The 22,711-nt window shown below is 71.7% G+C and carries 18 protein-coding genes; 8 read left to right on the top strand and 10 right to left on the bottom strand.

Going from position 1 to position 22,711, the window contains the following annotated elements; genetic code table 11:
• Positions 1–28: 28 nt before the first annotated feature.
• A complete protein-coding gene (sdhA, locus tag P3T37_RS26705) occupies positions 29–1,771 on the top strand; it encodes a succinate dehydrogenase flavoprotein subunit (RefSeq protein WP_280726435.1) in 1,743 nt (580 codons plus the stop codon).
• The gene (locus P3T37_RS26700; RefSeq protein WP_280726434.1) at positions 1,771–2,547 is read left to right on the top strand and encodes a succinate dehydrogenase iron-sulfur subunit; all 777 of its coding nucleotides are present in this window, start codon (positions 1,771–1,773) and stop codon (positions 2,545–2,547) included. Before sdhA ends, P3T37_RS26700 begins: the two co-directional genes overlap by 1 nt.
• A 52-nt stretch (positions 2,548–2,599) precedes the next feature.
• On the opposite strand, the gene P3T37_RS26695 is transcribed toward P3T37_RS26700, so the two are convergent.
• Positions 2,600–2,872, bottom strand: coding sequence for a hypothetical protein (locus tag P3T37_RS26695; protein WP_280726433.1), 273 nt, complete (start codon positions 2,870–2,872; stop codon positions 2,600–2,602).
• A gap of 141 nt (positions 2,873–3,013) precedes the next feature.
• Here P3T37_RS26695 and P3T37_RS26690 point away from each other — a divergent pair, with 141 nt between their 5' ends.
• Complete coding sequence (locus P3T37_RS26690; protein ID WP_348533285.1) at positions 3,014–4,348, top strand: D-alanyl-D-alanine carboxypeptidase; 1,335 nt, start codon at positions 3,014–3,016, stop codon at positions 4,346–4,348.
• Between the two features lie 50 nt (positions 4,349–4,398).
• Here P3T37_RS26690 and P3T37_RS26685 read toward each other — a convergent pair whose 3' ends face one another.
• Positions 4,399–5,301 carry a class I SAM-dependent methyltransferase gene (locus P3T37_RS26685; RefSeq protein ID WP_280726432.1) on the bottom strand — a complete coding sequence of 301 codons (903 nt, stop codon included), beginning with the start codon at positions 5,299–5,301 and terminating at the stop codon, positions 4,399–4,401.
• 131 nt (positions 5,302–5,432) lie between these two features.
• Positions 5,433–6,359: a YhjD/YihY/BrkB family envelope integrity protein gene (locus P3T37_RS26680; RefSeq protein ID WP_280726431.1), complete on the bottom strand. Its 927-nt coding sequence runs from the start codon at positions 6,357–6,359 to the stop codon at positions 5,433–5,435.
• Positions 6,360–6,570: 211 nt separating this feature from the next.
• On the opposite strand from P3T37_RS26680, the gene P3T37_RS26675 reads away from it, so the two are divergent.
• Both P3T37_RS26675 and P3T37_RS26670 read left to right on the top strand, forming a co-directional pair.
• Positions 6,571–10,143 (top strand): bifunctional glycosyltransferase/CDP-glycerol:glycerophosphate glycerophosphotransferase, encoded by a 3,573-nt coding sequence (locus tag P3T37_RS26675; RefSeq protein WP_280726430.1) that lies wholly within the window; start codon positions 6,571–6,573, stop codon positions 10,141–10,143.
• A gap of 156 nt (positions 10,144–10,299) precedes the next feature.
• Complete coding sequence (locus P3T37_RS26670; protein WP_280726429.1) at positions 10,300–12,777, top strand: CDP-glycerol glycerophosphotransferase family protein; 2,478 nt, start codon at positions 10,300–10,302, stop codon at positions 12,775–12,777.
• 2 nt (positions 12,778–12,779) lie between these two features.
• Here P3T37_RS26670 and P3T37_RS26665 read toward each other — a convergent pair whose 3' ends face one another.
• A complete protein-coding gene (locus P3T37_RS26665; protein WP_280726428.1) occupies positions 12,780–14,588 on the bottom strand; it encodes a hypothetical protein in 1,809 nt (602 codons plus the stop codon).
• Positions 14,589–14,695: 107 nt separating this feature from the next.
• Between P3T37_RS26665 and P3T37_RS26660 the strand changes: the two genes are divergently transcribed.
• Positions 14,696–16,225, top strand: coding sequence for a hypothetical protein (locus P3T37_RS26660; RefSeq protein WP_280726427.1), 1,530 nt, complete (start codon positions 14,696–14,698; stop codon positions 16,223–16,225).
• Here P3T37_RS26660 and P3T37_RS26655 read toward each other — a convergent pair.
• The 6 genes from P3T37_RS26655 to P3T37_RS26630 all read right to left on the bottom strand — a co-directional run bounded on the left by P3T37_RS26655 (position 16,158) and on the right by P3T37_RS26630 (position 21,684).
• The gene (locus P3T37_RS26655; RefSeq protein WP_280726426.1) at positions 16,158–16,715 is read right to left on the bottom strand and encodes a 2'-5' RNA ligase family protein; all 558 of its coding nucleotides are present in this window, start codon (positions 16,713–16,715) and stop codon (positions 16,158–16,160) included. The two genes, P3T37_RS26660 and P3T37_RS26655, sit on opposite strands and share 68 nt — an antisense overlap.
• Positions 16,715–17,725 (bottom strand): tryptophan--tRNA ligase, encoded by a 1,011-nt coding sequence (gene trpS / locus P3T37_RS26650; RefSeq protein ID WP_280726488.1) that lies wholly within the window; start codon positions 17,723–17,725, stop codon positions 16,715–16,717. The genes P3T37_RS26655 and trpS overlap by 1 nt, the downstream gene beginning before the upstream one ends.
• A 75-nt stretch (positions 17,726–17,800) precedes the next feature.
• A complete protein-coding gene (locus P3T37_RS26645; RefSeq protein ID WP_280726425.1) occupies positions 17,801–19,114 on the bottom strand; it encodes a hemolysin family protein in 1,314 nt (437 codons plus the stop codon).
• 77 nt (positions 19,115–19,191) lie between these two features.
• Positions 19,192–20,184, bottom strand: coding sequence for a malate dehydrogenase (locus P3T37_RS26640; RefSeq protein ID WP_280726424.1), 993 nt, complete (start codon positions 20,182–20,184; stop codon positions 19,192–19,194).
• 219 nt (positions 20,185–20,403) lie between these two features.
• Entirely contained in the window at positions 20,404–20,814 is a 411-nt protein-coding gene (locus P3T37_RS26635) for a DUF3017 domain-containing protein (protein WP_280726423.1), read from the bottom strand.
• Between the two features lie 15 nt (positions 20,815–20,829).
• Entirely contained in the window at positions 20,830–21,684 is an 855-nt protein-coding gene (locus P3T37_RS26630; RefSeq protein ID WP_280726421.1) for a bifunctional methylenetetrahydrofolate dehydrogenase/methenyltetrahydrofolate cyclohydrolase, read from the bottom strand.
• Positions 21,685–21,868: 184 nt separating this feature from the next.
• Between P3T37_RS26630 and P3T37_RS26625 the strand changes: the two genes are divergently transcribed.
• Entirely contained in the window at positions 21,869–22,309 is a 441-nt protein-coding gene (locus P3T37_RS26625) for a hypothetical protein (RefSeq protein WP_280726420.1), read from the top strand.
• Positions 22,306–22,704: a DUF2752 domain-containing protein gene (locus P3T37_RS26620; RefSeq protein ID WP_280726419.1), complete on the top strand. Its 399-nt coding sequence runs from the start codon at positions 22,306–22,308 to the stop codon at positions 22,702–22,704. Before P3T37_RS26625 ends, P3T37_RS26620 begins: the two co-directional genes overlap by 4 nt.
• The last annotated feature ends 7 nt before the right edge of the window (positions 22,705–22,711 follow it).

Genomic DNA, 22,711 nt, shown 5'->3' with positions numbered 1-22,711 from the left:
GGCCAGAGCCAGAGGCGACTGACACCCCATGCAGATTCACAAGTACGACACCGTCATCGTCGGCGCGGGCGGCGCCGGCATGCGCGCGGCCATCGAGTCGACCCAGCGCAGCCGTACCGCCGTGCTGACCAAGCTCTACCCCACCCGGTCCCACACCGGCGCGGCCCAGGGCGGCATGTGCGCCGCCCTCGCCAACGTCGAGGAGGACAACTGGGAGTGGCACACCTTCGACACGGTCAAGGGTGGTGACTACCTGGTCGACCAGGACGCCGCCGAGATCATGTGCAAGGAGGCCATCGACGCGGTCCTCGACCTGGAGAAGATGGGCCTGCCCTTCTCCCGCACCGAGGCCGGCCGGATCGACCAGCGCCGCTTCGGCGGACACACCCGCAACCACGGCGAGGCGGCCGTCCGCCGCTCCTGCTACGCCGCGGACCGCACCGGTCACATGATCCTGCAGACGCTGTTCCAGAACTGCGTCAAGCACGGCGTCGAGTTCTTCAACGAGTTCTACGTGCTCGACCTGCTGATCAACGACGGCAAGACCGCCGGCGTGGTCGCGTACGAGCTGGCCACCGGCGAGATCCACGTCTTCCAGGCCAAGTCGGTGGTGTTCGCCTCCGGCGGCACCGGCAAGTTCTTCAAGGTGACCTCCAACGCCCACACCCTCACCGGTGACGGCCAGGCGCTGGTCTACCGCCGCGGCCTGCCGCTGGAGGACATGGAGTTCTTCCAGTTCCACCCGACGGGCATCTGGCGGATGGGCATCCTGCTCACCGAGGGCGCCCGCGGCGAGGGCGGCATCCTGCGCAACAAGGACGGCGAGCGCTTCATGGAGCGCTACGCCCCGGTCATGAAGGACCTCGCGTCCCGTGACGTCTGCTCGCGCGCGATCTACACCGAGATCCGCGAGGGTCGCGGCTGCGGCCCCGAGGGCGACCACGTCTACCTGGACCTGACGCACCTTCCGCCGGAGCAGCTGGACGCCAAGCTCCCGGACATCACCGAGTTCGCGCGCACCTACCTCGGGATCGAGCCCTACACGGACCCGATCCCGATCCAGCCCACCGCGCACTACGCGATGGGCGGCATCCCGACCAACGTCGAGGGCGAGGTGCTGCGCAACAACACCGACGTGGTCCCCGGCCTCTACGCGGCCGGCGAGGTCGCCTGCGTCTCGGTCCACGGCGCCAACCGGCTCGGCACCAACTCGCTGCTGGACATCAACGTGTTCGGCAAGCGGGCCGGCATCGCCGCCGCCAACTACTCGTCGACGGTGGACTACACGCCGCTCCCCGAGAACCCGGCCGAGAAGGTGCAGGCGCTGGTCGACGGCCTGCGCGACTCCACCGGCACCGAGTCCGTCGCGCAGATCCGCAAGGAGCTGCAGGAGACCATGGACGTCAACGCCATGGTCTACCGCACCGGCGCGACCCTGAAGCAGGCGTCCGAGGACATCGCGGCGCTGCGCGAGCGGTACAAGCACGTCGCGATCATGGACAAGGGCTTCCGCTACAACACGGACCTCCTGGAGGCCGTCGAGCTGGGCAACCTGCTCGACCTGGCCGAGGTGCTGGTCGTCTCGGCGCTGGCCCGCGAGGAGTCGCGCGGCGGTCACTTCCGCGAGGACTTCCCGACCCGTGACGACGTGAAGTTCATGCAGCACACCATGGCGTACCAGGAGGTCGCCGATGACGGCAGCACCTCCATCCGCCTTGACTACAAGCCGGTCGTCACGACCCGCTACCAGCCGATGGAGCGTAAGTACTGATGAGCGCCCCCACGATCGACGCACCGCACTCGGCGGCGCTGGACGCGGCCGAGGCCGGCGGCGTGCAGATGATCACCTTCACCCTCCGCATCCGCCGGTTCAACCCGGAGGAGCACCCGGAGCCGGTGTGGGTGGACTACCAGCTCACCATGGACCCGAAGGAGCGCGTCCTGGACGCCCTCAACAAGGTCAAGTGGGAGCAGGACGGCACCCTGACGTACCGGCGCTCCTGCGCGCACGGGATCTGCGGCTCGGACGCGATGCGGATCAACGGCCGCAACCGGCTGGCCTGCAAGACCCTGCTGAAGGACGTCAACCCGGAGAAGCCGATCACGATCGAGGCCATCAAGGGCCTCGCGGTCCTCAAGGACCTGGTCGTGGACATGGACCCGTTCTTCCAGGCGTACAAGGACGTCATGCCGTTCCTGATCTCCAACGGGAACGAGCCGACCCGCGAGCGCCTGCAGTCCGCCGAGGACCGCGAGCGCTTCGACGACACCACCAAGTGCATCCTGTGCGCCGCGTGCACGTCGTCCTGCCCGGTCTTCTGGAACGACGGCCAGTACTTCGGCCCGGCCGCCATCGTCAACGCGCACCGCTTCATCTTCGACTCGCGTGACGAGGGCGCCGAGCAGCGCCTGGAGATCCTCAACGACCGTGAGGGCGTGTGGCGCTGCCGCACCACCTTCAACTGCTCGGAGGCCTGCCCCCGCGGCATCGAGGTCACCAAGGCGATCCAGGAAGTCAAGCGCGCCCTGGTGACGCGCCGCTTCTAGCAGCTCAGCCCACTGTGCCCCGCCGGTCGACGACCGGCGGGGCACAGTGCTGTCAGCTCTTCTCCGCAGCGGGCGCGCCCCGCAGGCCGCGCAGGCCGCCGAGGCCTCGGAGGCCGATGAGGCCGACGATGGCGCCGAGGATGAAGGAGGTGATGGCCAGGGTGAGGTGGATCCAGAAGAAGGCGGTGGGGTGCGCGTGGTCGTGGTTGGTGAAGGCCTGGCCGGCGGAGTCCGCCCAGAGGTTCTTCACGAAAGTCGTCCAGATGATGACGGACCAGACGCCGAAGGCGGTGAGGAACCAGGAGGTGCGGCGGCTGAGCTTCATGGCAGGCGTTCCTTAGCGGGGCGGGCGGGGCTGGCGTTCCAGTATGGGTGCGGGGCCGGGTGGCGGAAGCGGCGGTACCCGTTCGGGGGACGTGGGCGGCGAGCCCGGGGGCGGGGGTGGCGGGGTGGGTACGGTCGCCAGGTGCGTTCAGCTGATCACCTGATGTGTCGTACTGGTTCTGGCCGACGGGCCGTCGCGCTGGCAGCCGCCCTGGTGTGGTGCGCGGCCCCTCTCGCGGCGGCTCCGCTCGCGTCGGCCGCGCCGCTCGCGGAGCCGCCGCCCGGCGGGTCGGTGGTGGGCGGCGAACGGCTGGGGCAGCAGGGGGTGCAGGTGACCCCCACCGGGGGGACGCCCCGGCTGCCCACCGGGCTGACCGGGATGTCCTGGCTGGTCGCCGACGCCGGGACGGGCAACGTGCTGGCCGCGTACAACCCGCACCTGCGGCTGCCGCCCGCCAGCACCCTCAAGATGCTCTTCGCCGACACCGTCCTGCCCAAGTTCGACCGGTCGACCGTGCACCGGGTGACGCCGTCCGAGCTGGCGGGGCTCGGGGCGGGCAGCAGCCTGGTGGGCGTCAAGGAGGACCTGGACTACAAGGTCGAGGACCTCTGGCGCGGCGTCTTCCTGAGCTCGGGCAACGACGCGGTGCACGTGCTCGCGAACATGAACGGCGGCATCGAGCAGACGGTCCGCCAGATGCAGGAGCGGGCCGGGGTGCTGGGCGCCGCCGACACCCACGTGGTCTCGCCGGACGGGTACGACGAGGACGGGCAGCTCACCTCGGCCTACGACCTGACGCTGTTCGCCCGGGACGGGCTGCGCAATCCCGACTTCCGCTCCTACTGCGCGACCCGGGACGCCCAGTTCCCCGGGGCGGTGGACAAGAACACCGGGCAGCGCGCCACCTTCGGCATCCAGAACACCGACCGGCTGCTCGGGAAGTACCCGGGACTGCTCGGCGTCAAGAACGGCTACACCACCAACGCGGGCAGCACCTTCGTCGGCGCGGCCGAGCGCGACGGGCGGACGCTGCTGGTCGCCGTGATGCATCCGGCGACGTACATGAAGGTGTACGACGAGACCGCGGCGCTGCTGGACTGGGGCTTCGCGGCGGCGGACAAGGTGGCGCCGGTCGGCGTGCTGGTGCAGCCGAAGACGGGCGGCGGCGGTGACGCGGCGGCCCCGGCGAGTCCGGCGAGTCCGGCGGCCGTCGCTGCGGCGAAGCCCGCGCTGGAACCCCCCAAGAAGGAGGCCGGGCCGCCTCGGAGCGAGTTGGCGGCGCAGGGGGTCCGGAACTGGTCGGCCGTCGGTGCCGCGGTCGGGTGCGCGGTGGCCGCGGGCCTCTGGGTGGCGGCCCGGCGGCGGCGGTGGTCGCGCCGGACGGTCGTGGCCGTCCCCGCCACCGGCGGCGCCACCGCCCTCGGCGCCGGCGAGCCGGGCCCGGCCGGCGCGACGGCGATCGGCCACCGCGACTGAGAAAGCAGAGGAAGAAGGGCGGGGGCTCGGGCCCCCGCCCTTCGGCGCGTTTACGCCGCGTGCTCGCGGACGCTGCGCAGGCCGCGTCGCACGGCCCGGGCGGCCACCGGCGGCAGCAGGTCCAGCGCCAGCCGGCGGGCCGTGCTGCGGGCCGTGCTGCGCGCGGCGGGTGGCGTCGGGGCGGTGCAGCTGCTCGGGGGCATCAGCCGCGCCACCCCGGGCCCGGAGAACCGCAGCACCGGCTGCCCGGCTATCACGTCGACGTCCAGGTTGCAGCCGTCGACGTCCCCGTCCAGCAGGCGCAGCTCGCGTTGCAGGGGTTCCGGGTCCGCCCAGCTGCCGTAGAGCTTCTCCGGCGTCACGCAGATCGGGCGCAGCCCGTGGGCGAAGACGGCCTCCCAGGTGGCGGCGGCGACGCCGGGGGTGTGCGGCGAGCGGAAGTCGTCCAGCACCACGATGCCGCCGTCGGCCAGCGCCGCCCGGGCGGTCTGGATGTCGCCGGCGACGTGCTCGTAGAGGTGGGAGGCGTCGATGTGGGCGAAGCGGCAGCTGCCCGCCGGCAGCACGCCGCCGGCCAGCGCCGAGGTCGGCGCCTGCACGATGGTGGGCAGCTCGGCGTGGAAGGCCAGGTAGTTGCGTTCGAAGGCGGCCCGGGTGAGCGTCTCGCGGTAGGACATCGTCATCTCGGCGGCGTTGTCGCCGTCCGGGGCGTCGGAGTCGAACAGGTCGCAGATCGTGAACGCCTCACCCGGTTGCCGGTGGCGCCCGATCAGGATCGCGCTGCGTCCCAGGTAGCTGCCCATTTCCAGCAGGTCGCCGCGCATGCCGGCGGCGGTCTGGCGTTCCAGCAGCCAGCCGAAGAGCTGCTGGTCCAGCGGCCAGAACCAGCCGGGGACGTCGTCCGGGCTCTGCGGTGCGGCCTGGACTTCGGGGCGGGAGTCAAGGGTGACCACGGGTGCCTCCTACGGCAGGCCGGTGCCCGGGCACCGCTGGCAAGAGCCAGCCGGGGACTGTGCCGGGCCCCGGATCGGACGTGATCCTAACCACTCTGATGATGGCTGAGAAGAGGGTTGACGGCGACCTCTCACTCGTTCGTGTGAGCACCCAAAGCAACCAGGCGGGCCGCCTCCGCACTGGCCAGCGCCCGGTCCCGGGCCGCCGCCGGATCGGCCAGCGCCGTCCAGGAGACGCAGTACATCAGCAGCCGGCAGACGAAGTTGATCCACAGCAGCAGTGCGATCGGCACCCCGAACGCTCCGTACAGACTCTTCCCGGACACCGAGCCCAGGTAGGAGGCGAGCAGCAGTTTGAGCAGTTCGAACCCGACCGAGCCGATCAGCGCACCGATCAGCACCTCGCGGCGGCGCTGGTCGGTGATCCGGGGGAACGGGGCGAGCAGGTAGCTGAAGAGCAGCATGTCCGCGCCGACCGCGATCACGAAGCCCGCGGCGGCCAGCAGGTAGTGGGCGGGACCGTGGTCGGCGAGCCCAAGGCCCCTGGCGAGCTTGCCGGCCAGCAGGCTGCCCACCGCCGAGGCAGCCAGCGAGAGCGCCGAGACCAGGCCGAGGCCGGCCAGCACCAGGCAGTCCCAGCCCTTGCGCAGGAAGACGTTGCCGTCCTCCTGCGGCAGCTGCCAGATGTCGCGGATCGAGCCGCGCATGGTGTTCACCCAGCCGAGGCCGGAGAGCAGCAGCAGCACGCCGCTGACCAGGCCGACGGCTCCGGCGTTGGCGATCAGCGAGTCGAGGCCGAGCGAGGTGGCCAGGCCCGGGACCTGGTCGCCGATCTTCTGCTTGATCTCGTCCACCCGGGTGGTCGTCAGCGTCGCCACCGCGATCGCCAGCGCGACGGTGAGTAGCGGGAAGAGCGCCAGGAAGCCGAAGAAGGTCACGGCGCCGGCCAGCCGGTTGCCCTTGGCCGCGGTGAAGTGCTCGTAGGTGCGGTACGGGCGGCTGCGCAGCGCGGCGCCCGCGAGCGGGCCGATCAGCGGCAGCCTGGTCAGGAATCCCATGGGCGACGACTACCCTTGCGGCGTGTCGAAGAGTCCCGTTCGAGCCGCTTTGCCCCTGGAGGGCTCAACCGACCGGAACCGGGCATAGCGACGCCCCGGATGGCTCATCGACGGAGGGTAGGATCGCCGCGTACCGCCTGCCCGTTGCTCTGCGTAGCGCGTCGAAACAGCAGGCCGGTCGACCGTCCCCGATGAAAGGCCCGCACAGCTGATGGCCCCCCGTCTCTCTGTCGTTGTCCCTATCTACAACGTCGAGCGGTACCTGGAGGAGTGCCTGGAGTCGATCGCCGACCAGACCATGAGTGACCTTGAGTGCATCATGGTCGACGACGGTTCCAAGGACGGCAGTGCGGCTCTCGCGGAGGCGTTCGCGGCCAAGGACTCCCGCTTCCGACTGGTCCGCAAGAAGAACGCGGGCCTCGGTGCGGCCCGCAACACCGGCCTGCTGCACCTGACCGAGGGCACCGAGTTCATCGCCTTCGTGGACAGTGACGACACCCTGCCGCCGAGCGCGTACGAGCTGATGATCACCACGCTCGACAAGACCGGCTCGGACTTCGCCACCGGCAACGTGCTGCGCTTCCGGGCGGTGGGCCACTACCAGTCGGGCGGGCACCGCAAGCCGTTCAAGGAAACCCGGCTGCAGACCCACATCACCGAGATCCCGGCGCTGGTCACCGACCGTACGGCGTGGAACAAGGTCTACCGGCGCTCCTTCTGGGACGCGGCCGGGATCATCTACCCCGAGGGCATCCTGTACGAGGACGCGCCGGTCAGCGTGCCGCACCACTACATGGCGCGCAGCGTGGACGTGCTCTCCGAGCCGATCTACCACTGGCGCGAGCGCGAGGTCGGCGAGATGTCGATCACCCAGATGCGCACCAACCCGCGCGGGCTGATCGACCGGGTCACCTCGATGGAGCTGGTCCGGACCTGGCTGCTGAAGCAGACCGACCCGAAGTACAAGGAGTACCTGCGCTCCTACGACGAGAACAACCTCGTCGAGGAGATCCCGATGTTCTTCTGGGACACCCTGGAGGGCGACCAGGAGTTCCGCGCCGCCTACCAGAGCTGCGTCAGCCGGCTGCTGCGGGCGATCGGCCCCGAGCCGGTCCGCAAGCTGCGCGCGCCGCTGCGGCTGAAGTACCACCTGACGCTGCAGAACCGGATGGACGAGTTCATCGAGCAGCTGCGCTTCGAGCAGGACAGCAACGGCGCCGCCCCGGCCCGCGGCCTGCTGCGCCCGTACGCCGACTACCCGTTCCTGCGCGGCGGGCGCAAGAGCGTGCCGGCCGAGGTGCTGCGGCTGGACAACGCGCTGGTGATGCGCAGCCGGGTGTACGCGTCGGCCTGGCAGGACGGCAAGTTCCAGCTCACCGGGCACGCCTTCCCCGAGCACCTGGGCGCCGAGAACAAGCACGACATGGTCAAGGTGCTCGTGCTGCGCGAGGCCAAGGGCCGCCGCGTGCTCGCGATCCCCACCAAGGCGCAGTACCGCCCCGAGGCCACCGCCAGCTCCCCGCACGACCTCTACAGCTGCGACTGGGCCGGCTTCCACGCGGCCGTCGACCCGGCCAGGCTCAAGCGGCGCGGGCAGTGGCAGGACGGCACCTGGCGGGTGCTGATCGCCGGTGTAGGCAAGGCCGGCCTCTACAAGGGCCGGATCTCCGGCGGCTGGCACGACTCCGCGCAGAGCTTCCCCTCGCACTGGGTGGACGACAACGTCCGGGTGATCCCGACCCTCAAGGACACCTTCCTGCACCTGCGGGTGGAGACCCTGCGGGCCAAGGTCACCGAGCTGCGCGGTGCGGACGGCGAGGTGCAGGTCACCGGGACGGTGCGGGCGGTCTCCGACCTGGCCGGCGTGCGGCTGCGGCTGAACCACGCCGAGTCCGACACCGTGCTGACCTTCCCGGTCGAGTTCGGCATCCCGGCCGGCCGGGCGGTGCCGTTCAGCGCGACGGCCCCGGTCGCCGAGCTGGTCGCGGTGCGCGAGTCCTGGGCCGCGCTCGACCCGGCCGCCGCCGAGCGCCCCTCCGACCACTGGGACGCCTCGCTGCTGCTGGCCGACGGCTCGGTGGTGCCGATCGTGGTGGACGACCGGCAGCCGCCGACCCACTTCGACATGGCGCTGTCGCCCGAGGCCCCGCTGGGCACCGCGCGCTCGATCACCTCCAAGCCGGACACCGACGGCTACCTGCAGTTCGCCGACCAGGTGCTCCAGCCCGTGGTGGACGAGCTGGAGGCGGGTCTGAAGGACTCGTTCGTGCTGAAGGGCCGCTACCCGCTGCCCGGCGAGCACCGCTACGAGCTGGTGCTGCGGCACGTCTTCCGCGAGGAGGACCACGTCTACCCGATGGTGATCAGCGACGGGCGGTTCGAGGTCGAGCTGCCGACCGTGCCGACCGGTTCGTTCGCCGGCTCGGTGCCGCTGCACAAGGGCACCTGGGAGCTCTTCTTCCGGCCCGAGAACGGCTCCGCCGAGATCGCCTGGCCCGCGGTCATACTCGCCCCCGAGTGCCACCCGGCACTGCCCCTGGAGGTGGACTCGCGCGGCAAGCTGATCACCCTTCAGCGTCGCTACTACGACACCCTCGCCCTGGAGTCGCACACCGACCTGCTGCCCGAGGAGCGCAGCGGCTACCGCCAGCGCCAGCAGCGGCTGTTCGCGTACCCGGCCGCCCAGCGGCGCCCGCTGCGCGACACGGTGCTCTACAACGAGGCGCTCGGCGCCCACTACGCGGGCTCGCCGCGGGCCGTGCACAAGGAGCTGGTGCGCCGCGGTCTGCCGCTGGAGCACCTCTGGACGGTGGACGACCTCCAGGCCGACCTGCCGCAGAGTGCCGAGCCGGTGCGCCAGTGGAGCCCGGAGTGGTACGAGGCGATGGCCACCTCGAAGTACATCGTGACCAGCACGCACCTGCCGAACTTCGTCACCCGCCGGCCCGGGCAGATCATTCTGCAGACCTGGCACGGGACGCCGCTGAAGCGAATCGGGCACGATTTCGAAAAGATCTGGTTCATCGACAGCGAGTACCTCAACCAGCTGGACCGCGAGGTTCCGGTGTGGGATCTCCTGGTATCGCCGAACACGTTCTCGACGCCCGTTCTGCGACGCGCATTCCGCTATTCGGGTGAAATCGTCGAGTCCGGATATCCGCGGAACGACGTGCTCTTCTCCCCCGATCGGGACAAGAAGGCCGCACAGGTGCGCGAGCGGCTCGGTCTGCCGGAGGGCAAGCAGGTGGTGCTCTACGCGCCGACCTTCCGCGAGGACCGCAAGCGCCCGCAGGACGGCTACCAGCTGGACCTGCGGATCGACCTGGACGCCGCCCGGCAGGCGCTGGGCGAGGACCAGGTGCTGCTGGTCCGGGCCCACTCGATCGTGCACGGGCAGGTGCCGGGCGCCGGCAACGGCTACGTCTGGGACGTCTCCACCTACCCCGACATGGCCGAACTCCTGCTCGTGGCCGACGTGCTGGTCACCGACTACTCCTCGGCGATGTTCGACTTCGCCAACACCGGTCGGCCGATCCTGTTCTTCACCTACGACCTGGAGCACTACCGCGACAACCTGCGGGGCTTCACGTTCGACTTCGAGGAGCAGGCCCCGGGCCCGCTGCTGGAGACCTCCGAGGAGCTGGTCGCCGCCCTGGGCTCGGTCGAGAGCAGCACCGCGGAGTTCGCCGGGAAGTACGAGAGCTTCCGCGCCACGTACTGCGACCTGGACGACGGCCAGGCCGCCGCCCGGGTGGTCGACGCACTGCTCAACACCGAACGCTGATCCGCTTTTCCGAACTGCTCTGCGATTCCGTGCCATTGCACGGGATCGCAGAGCAGTTTTCATTTGTGCGGCGCCACTTCGGCGACACTTCGGCGACACTTCAGGGCAATTGACGGGGTTAAGCACGGCGGTATGAGATAGCCGTGGATTGCCGCCATGAAGGGCCTCCCCCTGATGCCTGTCGCCGCCCAGATCGACTTCGCCGCCGCCGGCACCCGCACGGTCTCCCCCGCCGCGAGGGCCCTCCCGGATGCCACCAGGATGGGGATCCGGGAAGCCCGCTGGCAGGACGGCAAGCTCGTCCTCACCGGCTTCGCGCACCGCCAGGACCGCGGCTGCGCCCGGCGCGGCAGCGCGCTGACCGTGCTCACCCTGACCCGCGCCGACGGTCGGCGACCGGTCCGCGTGTTCACCCGGCCGCTGCGGCTGCCCGAGGCCACCGAGGAGAGCGGTCAGCAGCTCCTCAACCACGACTGGTCCGGCTTCACCGCCGTCATCGACCCGCGCCGGCTGCGCGACGGCGAGCACTGGCAGGACGGCGTATGGACCGTCACGGCCACGCTCTGGAGCGGCCTGCGGCGCCGCATCGGGACGCTGGCCCCGCACTGGTGCGGCTCCGGCGAGTACCCGCCGCTCGGTTGGCCGGCCCCCGACGTGCTGGCCGAGCCCTTCTTCACCGACGGCGAGCTGCACCTGCGGCTGACCACCGTACGGGCGCGGATCACCACGGCCCGCGCCGTCGGGGACCAGCTGGAACTCACCGGCCACGCCCACCCCGACGTCGCGCTCGACCTCCTGCGGCTGCACCACCGGCAGACCCCCACCGAACTCGCCTGCCCCGTCCGGCCGTGCGGCGACGGCTCGTTCTCGACCCGGGTCCCGCTCACCGAGCTCGCGGCCGCCCGCCTGGAGGGGCACCAGGGCATCGGGTACTGGGACGCCGAGCTGACGACGGCCGACGGACGGCCGGTGCGCCCGGTGGTCGACGGGCAGCAGCTCGCCGGCCAGTACCCGCTGCCGGGCGGTGAACGGGTGCTGCGGCTCAAGCGGTTGGCCGACGGCCGGATGCAGTTCTGCGACCAGCGGCCGATCCCGATCGTGGACCGGGTGACCACCGGCCCGGACGGCTTCGAGCTCGCCGGCAGCCGTGGCCGGCGCTCGCCCGAACCGCTGGAACTCGTGCTGCGGCACTCCGACGGCAGCGCCGAGTTCCACCGCCCGGTGCACAGCGGCGCGGACGGCCGCTTCCGGCTGTCCGTCCCCAGCACCGTCGCCACCTCCTACGGCGGTCGGCTCCCGCTGCGGCGCGGGGTCTGGGACCTGCTGCTGCGCCCGGTGGACCGCCCCGGCGAGGAGCAGCACCTCACGCTCGCCCCCGAGGCCCTGGACGACCTGCCCGCGACCGCCAGGGCCGGCGGCAAGAGCGTCACCCTGCAACGCCGTTGGCACGAGACCCTGATCCTGGACTCGCACCCGGTGCTGTCCCCCGCCGAACGCAGCGGCTGGGCGCAGGCCCGGCTGCGCACCGAGGACTACCGGGAGGCCCGCCGCCGCCCGCTGCGCCAGTGCGTGCTGTACGACGTCTTCGGCGGCCGCGGCTACGCCGACTCGCCGCGCGCCGTCCACGAGGAACTGGTGCGCCGCGGCGCGCCGTTGGAGCACCTCTGGGTGGTCGACGACGCACAGGCCGAACTGCCGCCCGGGCTGCGCACCGTGCGCGCGTACAGCCCCGAGTGGTACGAGGCGCTGGGCACCAGCCGCTACCTGGTGGGCAACACGCACTTCCCGGACTTCCTGCACCGGCGTGCGGGCCAGACCGTGGTGCAGACCTGGCACGGCGGCCCGCTCAAGCGGATCGCCTACGACGTCGAGAACGCCTGGCTGGCCGACAGCGGGTACCTCGACCAGCTGGACCGCGAGGCGCCGAACTGGAGCGTGCTGCTCTCCCCCAGCCCGTTCGCCACCCCGATCATGCGCCGGGCCTTCCGGTTCGCCGGGGAGGTGCTGGAGTCCGGCTACCCGCGTGACGACTCACTGGTGACCGGCGACCCGGCCGAGGCCGCCCGGATCCGCGCGCGCCTGGGCATCCCGGCCGGCAAGCGGGTGGTGCTCTACGCCCCGACCTGGCGCGACGACCACCGGGGCGGCACCGGCTACCGGCTCGACCTGCGGATCGACCTGTACGCCGCCCGCCGCGCGCTCGGCGCCGACCACGTACTGCTGGTCCGCCCGCACGCCCACGTCCAGGACCCGCTGCCGGGCGCCGGCGACGGCTTCCTCTACAACGTCGGCGACTACCCGGACGTCCGCGACCTGCTGCTGATCGCCGACGTGCTGGTGACCGACTACTCCTCGATCCTGTTCGACTTCGCCATCACCGGCCGCCCGATGCTCTTCTTCACCTACGACCTGGAGCACTACCGGGACGACCTGCGCGGCTTCTACCTGGACTTCGAGGAGCACGCCCCGGGTCCACTGCTGGAGACCTCCGACCAGCTGATCGCCGCCCTGCGCGACCTGCCCGCCGCCACCGAGGGCTACGCGCAGCGCTACCGGGCCTTTCGCCGGACGTTCTGCGGCCAGGACGACGGGCAGGCCTCGGCCCGGGTGGTGGACTGGATGCTCGCGCAGTGACGTCAGTTCGTCGGGCGCCAGACCACGTAGCCGTGCGCGTGGTCGTCCACCACGACGGACCAGCCGGCCGGCGCGTGCGGCCAGCTGGCCTGCGGCGAGGGGTTGTGCCAGTCCACCGGCAGCACCGCCACGGTGGCGCCGGCCGGCGGGAGCTGCCCGCCGTACAGGTTCTCGGTCCACACCCGTCCGAGGTTGACCTCGTACATCTGGCCGGCCTGGATCGGCCAGCCGAGGTTCTGGTCCATCACCAGCTTGTCGTCCGGCCGCACCTGGCCGGTCCGGGTCATCCGGACGGCGTCGGACTCGTGCGCGGCGACGTACGGCCGGACCACGTGCTGGGTGATCACCAGGCTGGAGACCAGGGCCAGGGCGGACAGCGCCACCGCGAGCAGCGGCAGCGCCCGGCGGGCCAGCACGGTCAGCAGCACCACCGCGACGAGGATCGCCAGCCCGACCGCGGTCGAGCGGAACACCCGCAGCGAGGTCCAGTGCCCGGCCAGGAAGGAGACGTCGGGCAGGCCCCAGAGCTCGAAGCCGCCCGTGCGCAGCTTGCGGCCGGCCAGCTCGGTGACCACGCCAGCGCAGAGCGCCACCAGCAGCACCACCGCGCCCGCGCGCAGCAGCAGCGCCCTGACGCCCAGCAGGCACAGACCCGCGGCGCCGACCAGGAACATCGGCGCGACCAGCGGCGCGGCGTAGCGGGCGTAGACGTAGTCGTCGATCCGGCCGTCGTCCGGCAGGGTCACCGCGGAGGCGACGATGATCCCGAAGAGCACCGCCAGCAGCGCTCCGGCGCTGACCCGCGCGGCGCGCGGCAGGGCCGGTCGGAACAGCGCCAGCACGCAGCTGACGATGCCCAGGCCGCCCAGGCCGAAGCTGGACAGCACGAAGTACCAGGTCTGGCCGAAGCTGCGGGCCACCGTGCGGCCCAGCAGGTGCGGGTTGGTGAGCGAGTCGAAGAAGAGGCTGTTCACGTCGCCCGCGGTGCTGCCGGGGAACTTGGCCGCGAGGTAGGCGTTGACCAGCTGCACCCCCGCCGCCGCGACGGCCAGCGCCGCGAGTGCCGCCAGCGTCGCCCGGCGCGGCGCCCACTTCAGGGCCAGCACGCCGAGCAGCAGCAGCGCGGTGATCACGATGACCACGCTGCCGCGGTCGTGCAGGGAGTAGGCGTAGCCCGTCAGCAGGCCCAGCAGCACTCCGCTCAGTGTCCGGCGGCGCAGCGTGCCCTCGGCCAGCAGGCCGTGCAGCGCCAGCAGCCAGCCGAGCAGCACCACGGCGAGGACGCTGTCGGTCATCGCGAACTGGCCGTAGAAGAGCACCGGCGAGAGCAGTCCGGCCGCGGTCGCGAAGCCGTAGGCCGGCAGCGCCGGGACCCGCAGTCGGCGGAGCAGCAGGAAGCCCAGCGGCAGCACCAGCGCGGTGACCAGGGCGTTGGTCAGCAGGACCAGGTGGTAGCCGGTGCCGGCGCTGTCGGTGACGGCCAGCGCCGGGGCGGCCAGCAGCGGATAGCCCGCGGGCAGCAGGTGGCCGACCGGGATCTCGGTGACCGGTCCGCCGCCCAGCGCGCGGGCGAGCACCAGGTAGGAGGGCTCGTCCGGGATGACCGCCGGGAAGCTCTGCGGGCGGGCCAGCAGCAGGCGGACCGCGAGCTGCGCCAGGTAGCCGAGCGCCAGCAGCGCCGGCCAGACCCACCGCCTGCCGTCCAGCGCGGCCGAGAGCCGGTGCCAGCCGGTGTCCGGCAGGGGCGATTCGACGGTCTCACCGACGTGGCCGCCTCCGTCCGGCTGTGGCACGTGGTCAAGAGAGCTCATCGAAGGTCGCACACCCGGGAACTTCCGTTAGACGTATAGCACGGCTGTGCGACCGTATCACCCACCCCACCGAGAGGGCCCGTCGGGCCAGCCACGGAGAGCGCGCCATGCCGAAGCTCGTCCCCGCCCGTCCGTGGCGGCTGCCGCTGGCGGTCATGGCCGGCACGCAGGCGGTCTGGCTGTGCTGGTGGGCCGCCTTCCACCCGGGCCTGATCAGCTTCGACTCGGTGATGTACACCTGGCAGGTCAGCACCGGGCACTGGGCCTCGGACCACTCCGTCCTCTACGACTGCCTGGTCTGGCTGGCCCTGCACCTGCCCGGGCGGTTCGCGCTGCTCACGCTGCTGCAGACCACCGCGATGTCGGCCGTCCTCGGCTACGCCTGCGTCGCGCTGCGCGGGCTGGGGGTGCGCGCCCGCTGGAGTGCGGGGGCGGCGCTCGCGGTGGCCGCGCTGCCGCCGACCGGGACCTTCGTGGTCTTCGTCTGGAAGGACGTGCCGTTCACCATCAGCGCGGTGCTGGTGTTCGCGGCCGGGGCGCGGCTGCTGGCGCACCGCGGGGCCGGCGGCCGCCGGTTCGACCTGATGGTGCTGGGGGTGGGCCTGTTCGGCGTCGGCCTGTTCCGCAACGCGAACGAAGGGATGGTCCTGATCGCCGGGGTCGCCCTGCTGGTCGTCCTGCCCGGCCTGCGCAGAGCGCTCGCCGTGCTGACGGCGGCGGCCGTGCTGGTGCCGCTGGCCGGCCAGCTCTGGCTGTACCCCGCCGTCGGCATCAGGCAGCCGCCCGCGAACGCCGTCTTCGCGCTCAACTACTCGGACATCGCGGTGGCCTACCAGAAGGCGCCGGGCCTCTTCAGCGCGGCCGACCAGCGGCTGCTGACCGAGGTGGCACCGCTCAGCACCTGGCAGGCGGGTGCGAACTGCCACTCCGGCGACGCGCTGACCAACAGCTCGGCGCCGTTCGACCGGGCCGCCGCCGACCGGGTGAACGGGCAGCTGCTGGCGCTGTGGACGGCGCTGCTCGAAGCCAGGCCCGACCTGGTGATCGGTGCCCGGATCTGCCGGGGGCACATCGGCTGGGCGCCGTTCTCCGACCCCACCCGGTCCGGCGCCAGCACGATCGTCTCGCCGCTGGACCGCTCGCCCGACCTGTGGGGCTGGACCGCCCCGGTCGCCGCCGCCGACCTCGGCGCCGGGCACCTGGCGCCGAACGGGAAGATGGTCGGCAGCCCGCACCTGCCCGCGCTGGCCAGCCGTCCGCTCTCCAGCACGCTGCACGAGGCCGGGATCTGGCTGCACACCGCGAGCAGGGTCAGCCGGCTGGACTGGCTGCTCTGGCGCGGCGCGACCTGGTGCTACCTCGCCTACGCGGCGCTGGCCCTGTACGCGGCCGGACGGCGGCGCGGCGGCGTGCTCGCGCTCGGCGGGATCCTGCTGGGGCTGCAACTGACGCTGATCGCGGCCAATCCGGCGGAGCTGTTCCGCTACAACGTGGTGCCGCTCTTCGTCGGCCCGCTCTGCCTGGGCCTGCTCGCCGCCGGCCGCGCCCCGATCAGGTTCCTCAAGCTCCTCAGGCTCCGAAGGAGAACGTCTCCCACGGGCGCCAGATCTCGTCCGCGCAGAACCGGGAGAGGCTGAAGCCGGGCACCGCGAAGGACGCCCGGAAACTGCGGACGTCCGCGAACGCGGTGTCCAGCACCGCCTCGCTCAGCCCGTGCGCCACCGTCACGTGCGGGTGGTACGGGAAGGCCAGCTCGCGGGCCAGCGGCCCGGAGCGGATCGCCGCCTCCAGCTCCCGGCACTCCTGGGCGCCCTCCTCGACCCGGACGAACACCACCGGGGAGACCGGGCGGAAGCTGCCGCCGCCCTGCAACAGCACCCGGAAGGACCGGTAGCCGCGGGCCACCGCCGCCAGGTGCGCGCGCACCTCGGGCAGCCGGGCGGCCGGGACCTCGGTCGGCGGCAGCAGCGTGACGTGCGTGGGTATCGCCCGCGCGAGCGGATCGCCGTACGCCGCCCGGGCGTCCTGGATCGCCGAGCCGAAGGGCTCGGGAACGGAGACGGACACGCCGATGGTGACGGCCTCGGCGAGGCCGCCACCATCGGCGGTGCTGGGGGCGGGGGGCATCAGCGCTCGGCGGCCGGGAGGCCGGCCGGCGCCAGGAACCCCATTCGGTCGTAGACCGTGGCCAGCGTCTGGGAGGCCACCGCGCGGGCCTTCTCGGCGCCCACCGCGAGCACCCGGTCCAACTCGGCCGGGTCGTCCAGGTACTCCTGGGTGCGTGCCTGGAACGGCGCGACCCACTCGCTGAAGACCTCGGCCAGCTCGGTCTTCAGGGCGCCGTACATCTTGCCCTCGAAGTGCGCCACCAGCTGGTCGACGCTCTGCCCGCTGAGCGCCGAGTGGATTCGCAGCAGGTTGGAGACGCCCGCCTTCTTCTCCTCGTCGTAGCTCACCACGGTGTCGGTGTCGGTCACCGCGCTCTTGATCTTCTTGGCGCTGACCTTCGCCTCGTCCAGCAGGTTGACCAGGCCCTTGGCCGAGGAGGCCGACTTGCTCATCTTGGCCGTCGGGTCCTGGAGGTCCAGGATCTTCGCGGTCTCCTTGAGGATGTACGGCTTGGGCAGCGTGAAGGTGGGCTCGTAGCGGCTGTTGAAGCGCTCGGCCAGGTCGCGGGTGAGCTCCAGGTGCTGGCGCTGGTCCTCACCGACCGGCACGGCGTCGGCCTGGTAGAGCAGGATGTCGGCGATCTGCAGGATCGGGTAGGTGAAGAGGCCGACCGAGGTGTGGTCGCTGCCCTGCTTGGCGGACTTGTCCTTGAACTGCGTCATCCGGGCGGCCTCGCCGAAGCCGGTGAGGCAGTTCATCACCCAGGCGAGCTGCGCGTGCTCGGGCACGTGGGACTGGATGAAGAGGGTGCTGCGCTCCGGGTCCAGGCCCGCGCCGAGCAGCTGCGCGACGGAGATCCTGGTGTTCTCGCGGAGCGTGCGGGGATCCTGCTGCACGGTGATCGCGTGCAGGTCGACCACCATGTAGAAGGCGTCGCTGGACTCCTGGAGGTCCACCCACTGGCGTACCGCGCCGAGGTAGTTGCCCAGGTGGAACGAGCCGGAGGTGGGCTGGATGCCGGAGAGCACCCGGGGGCGGTCCTTCACCGGACCGTTGACCGCTGCGTTGACCATACCCACCATTCTTCCAGCTCCGGAGAGCGGTCAGGACACCTCTTCGTTTGGAGGTTCTGCCAGTCGTACGGCGCTGACCCGGACCCGGTCGATCCGCCGCCCGTCCAGCGCCGCGACGGTCAGCACCACGCCCTCGGCGGTCACCACCATGTCCCCCACCGACGGCAGCTCGCCGAGCTCGGCGACCACGTAGCCGGCCACCGTCTCGTACGGGCCCTCGGGCAGTGCGACGCCGGCCTCCTCGGCGAAGTCGGGCAGGTTGAGCAGGCCGTCGACCTCCATCCCGCCGCCGGCCAACTGCCGGGTGGTGGTGGTCTCCTGGGCGTCGTACTCGTCCCGGATCTCGCCGATCACCTCCTCCACCAGGTCCTCCAGGCTGACGATGCCCGCAGTGCCGCCGTACTCGTCGACGATCATCGCCAGGTGGTGGCCCTCGCGGCGCATCTCGCTCATCGCCTCCAGCACCCGCTTGGTGGCGGGCAGCAGCTTCACCGGGCGGGTGATGTCGCGGACCCGGACGGCCTGCTGGCCGAGCGCCCGGTAGAGGTCGCGGACGTGCACGAAGCCGACCACCGCGTCGTAGCTGCCCTCGATCACGGGGTAGCGCGAGTGCGGCGAGGAGCTGGTCTCCTCGCGGACCTCGGTGAGCAGCTGGTCGGCGTCCAGGAAGGTGACCTCGGTGCGCGGCACCATCACCTCGATCACCTGGCGCTCGCCGGCCGCGAAGACGTCGGCGATCAGCGCCCGTTCGTCGCTGCCCAGCTCGGTGTTGGCGGCCACCAGGCCGCGCAGCTCCTCGGAGCTCATGCTGCCGCGGCCCGCCTTGGGGTCGCCGCCGAGGAGGCGGACCATCAGGTTGGTGGAGTGGCCGAGCAGCCAGATGACCGGGCGCAGCGCCACCGACATCACGTCGACCACCGGCGCCGCGAGCAGCGCGATCGACTCGGTGCGCTGGAGGCCGATCCGCTTGGGGGTCAGCTCGCCGAGGACGAGCGAGATGTACGAGATCAGCAGGGTGAGGCCGACCAGCGCGACGGCGTCCGCCACGCCGCTGGAGAGGCCCATCCGAACGAAGACCGGGGCGAGCTTGCCGGCCAGCGTGTCCGCGCCGAAGGCGGCCGACAGGAAGCCCATGCAGGTCACCCCGACCTGCACGGCGGCCAGGAACCGGTTGGGGTCGGCCGCCAGGTGGGCGGCGCGCGAGGCCCGCTTGGTGCCCCGCTCGGCGAGCGCGCGGATCTGGCCCTCACGCAGCGAGATCAGCGAGATCTCGGCGATGTTGAACAGCCCACCGAGGACGATGAAGACGAGGACGAGCGCGGCGTCTTCGAGGGTTTCGTTCACGGTCGGAGAGTTTAGAGGCTGTATCCAACGGCCACGGCCGACCACCTCCCGTCGGAGGTGGCCGGCCGCTGTCGCTGTCAGATCAGGCCGAGCGCCTGCACCGCGTCGCGCTCCTCGACCAGCTCGGCGACCGAGGCGTCGATCCGGGCGCGCGAGAAGTCGGAGATCTCCAGGCCCTGGACGATCTCGTACTTGCCGTCCTTGGTGGTGACCGGGAAGGACGAGATGATGCCCGGCTCCACGCCGTACGAGCCGTCCGAGACGATGCCCATCGAGGTCCAGTCGCCGGCCGGGGTGCCGTTGACCCAGGTGTGCACGTGGTCGATGGCGGCGTTCGCGGCCGAGGCGGCCGAGGACAGGCCACGGGCGTCGATGATCGCCGCGCCGCGCTTGGCGACGGTCGGGATGAAGTCCTTCTCGACCCAGGCCAGGTCGCTGCCGGTCGCCTCGAAGGCGCTCTTGCCGGCGATCTGGGCGTGGAAGAGGTCCGGGTACTGGCTGGCGGAGTGGTTGCCCCAGATGATCGCCTTGGTGATGTCGGCGACGGCGGCACCGGACTTCTTGGCGAGCTGCGCGATGGCGCGGTTGTGGTCCAGGCGGGTCATCGCGGTGAACCGCTCGGCCGGCACGTCGGGGGCGTTGCGCTGGGCGATCAGGGCGTTGGTGTTGGCCGGGTTGCCGACCACCAGGACCTTGATGTCGTCCGCGGCGTTGTCGTTGATGGCCTTGCCCTGCGGGCCGAAGATGCCGCCGTTGGCGCTCAGCAGGTCCGCGCGCTCCATGCCCGCGGTGCGCGGACGGGCGCCGACCAGCAGCGCGACGTTGGCGCCGGAGAAGGCGGTGGCGGCGTTGTCCGTGATGGTGATGTCACGCAGCAGCGGGAAGGCGCAGTCGTCGAGCTCCATGGCGACGCCCTCGGCGGCCTTGAGGCCCTGCGGGATCTCCAGCAGGCGGAGGTTCACCGGCACGTCCGCGCCGAGCAGGTGGCCGGAGGCGATGCGGAACAGCAGCGCATAGCCGATCTGGCCGGCCGCTCCGGTGACGGTGACGTTGACGGGGGTGCGAGTCATTTTTCCTACTCCTGCGATCGCCAGGTGCCACGCTCCACAGCAGCGACACAGGGCTGGCCGACGCACTGGAGCCGAGGAGGATCTCTCGACATCGAGAGACCCCGCGTCAGGCTATCGCAAGGAAGCCGGACTTACCGCGCGCCTCGGTGGCTGGTACGTCACAGACCCGGAGCCCGCCCCCGGCAGGGACGGGCTCCGGGACTGCTCAGAGGGGCCTGCTCAGTGGCGCCGGCCGATGAGCTTGCCGAGGTTCTCCAGGACGTCGGCCTGCAACCACGGGTCCGGCTGGGCGATCAGGGCGAGCAGGATGATCACCGTCCCCAGGAACAGCAGGACCAGCACGTCGGTGAAGCGGCTGCGCACCGCGAGCAGGCCGACTTCCGGCACCAGCGCGCGCAGCGCCGCGCCGAGCACCAGCCCGGCCCCTATCGTCAGCAGGCCGTACCGGAAGCCGCTGTAGATCGTGATGACCAGGCCGAGCCCGACCACGGCGAGCACCAGCGTTATCGGCCACTGCCGTATCGGCAGCGTGTGCCCGCGGTCCATGGCCGCGCCGGAGCCCTCCGGCGGCAGCGTGCCCGTGGTCCTGTCCGGCCGGCGGCGCGACCGGCCCACTCGTACCGCGTTCATGGGGCGTCCCTCGAACTAGCGAGCGGCCTGGCGCTCGGCCGCCTCGACGATGTTGTTGAGCAGCATGGCGCGGGTCATCGGGCCGACACCACCCGGGTTGGGCGACAGCCAGCCGGCCACCTCGGCCACCGCCGGGTGCACGTCGCCGACCAGGCCGTTCTCGGTCCGGCTGACGCCGACGTCCAGCACGGCCGCGCCCGGGCGGACGTCCTCGGCCTTGACCAGGTACGGCACACCGGCCGCGGCGACGATGATGTCGGCCCGGCGCAGGTGCTCGGAGAGGTTGCGGGTGCCGGTGTGGCAGAGCGTCACGGTGGCGTTCTCGCTCTTGCGGGTGAGCAGCAGACCGATCGAGCGGCCGACCGTCACGCCGCGGCCGACCACCACCACGTCGGCGCCGTTGAGCTCCACGTCGTGCCGGCGCAGCAGCTCGACGATGCCGAACGGGGTGCAGGGCAGCGGGCCCTCGATGCCGAGCGCGAGCCGCCCCAGCGAGGTGGGGTGCAGGCCGTCGGCGTCCTTGTCGGGGTCCATCAGCTCCAGGACCGGGTTGGCGTCCAGGCCCTTGGGTAGCGGCAGCTGGACGATGTAGCCGGTGCAGGACGGGTCCTCGTTGAGCTCGCGGACCACGGCCTCGACGTCCGCCTGGCTTGCGGTGGCGGGCAGTTCGCGCTGGATCGAGGCGATCCCGACCTGCGCGCAGTCGCGGTGCTTGCCGCGCACGTAGGAGTGGCTGCCCGGGTCGTCGCCGACCAGGACGGTACCGAGGCCGGGGACGATGCCCCGCTCCCTGAGGGCCGCCACGCGGACGGCGAGTTCGGACTTGATCGCGGCTGCGGTGGCCTTGCCATCGAGAATCTGGGCAGTCATGGTCCTATCCTCCCGGATCGGCGGCACTGCTCCCGCACGCACCCGCCAGCCTTAACGGAACGTGTGGATCCAGTTGCGTTTGCGCCACAGTTGCGCCCGACGCATGCTCAGCGGCTGGACAGCCCGCCGCGCGACGCCCGACGATAGGCCCCGAGCACATGTCCGACCCCGGGGGAAGAGCACCATGAGCAATCCGTACCAACAGCCGCAGGGGCCCTACGATCCGTACGGCCAGCAGACCGGCTACGGACAGCAGGCCCCCTACGGCTACCCGCAGCAGCAGCCCGCCCCGACGTACGGTCAGCAGCCGTACCCCCCGCAGCAGGCCCCCTACGGCTATCCGCAGCAGCACCAGCCCTACCCCGCCGCCGTGCAGCCGCCCAACAACCTGGCCGTCGCCTCGGTGGTGCTCGGCTTCGTCAGCGTCCTGGGCATGTGCGTCCCGTTCGCCGTCGTGCTCGGACCGGTCAGCCTGGGCCTGGGCATCGGCGCGCTGGGCCGGGCCAGGAAGACCGGCGTCGGCCGCAGCCTGGCGATCGGCGGCGTGGTGATCGGCTCGGTCGCCACGCTGATCCTGATCGCCATGGTGGTCTTCTACGCCAACGCCTTCAGCCAGATCCCGTGATCACCCCGGTCCGCGCCGCGCCGGCCACGGCCACGCCGGCCGGCCGGCTGGCCCGTACGGCGCTGCGCTGCGGCCTGGCGGCGGGCGCCGCACTGGCGGTCGCCGCACTGCACGACGCGCACGACCCCGGGGTACTCTGCCCGCTGCGCCGGCTCACCGGGATCCCGTGTCCCGCCTGCGGCAGCACCACCGTCTTCATCGAGGCCGGCCACGGCCACTGGCTCGCCGCCCTGACCGCCAACCCGGTCACCGTGGTGGGCGTGATCGCCCTGCTGACCGCACCGCTCGGCGGCGGCGCCTGGTGGTGGCGGCAGGCACCGCGCACCCGCAACGCGCTGATCGCCGGAGCCGCCGTCACCGCCTGGCTGTGGCAGCTGAACCGCCTGGGTGTCTGACCGTCAG

Source organism: Kitasatospora sp. MAA4 (genome assembly GCF_029893355.1).
In the GTDB taxonomy this organism is placed as follows: domain Bacteria; phylum Actinomycetota; class Actinomycetes; order Streptomycetales; family Streptomycetaceae; genus Kitasatospora.
Note: the sequence above shows the minus strand (reverse complement) of the source record. Positions and strands in the feature narration are given on the sequence as shown.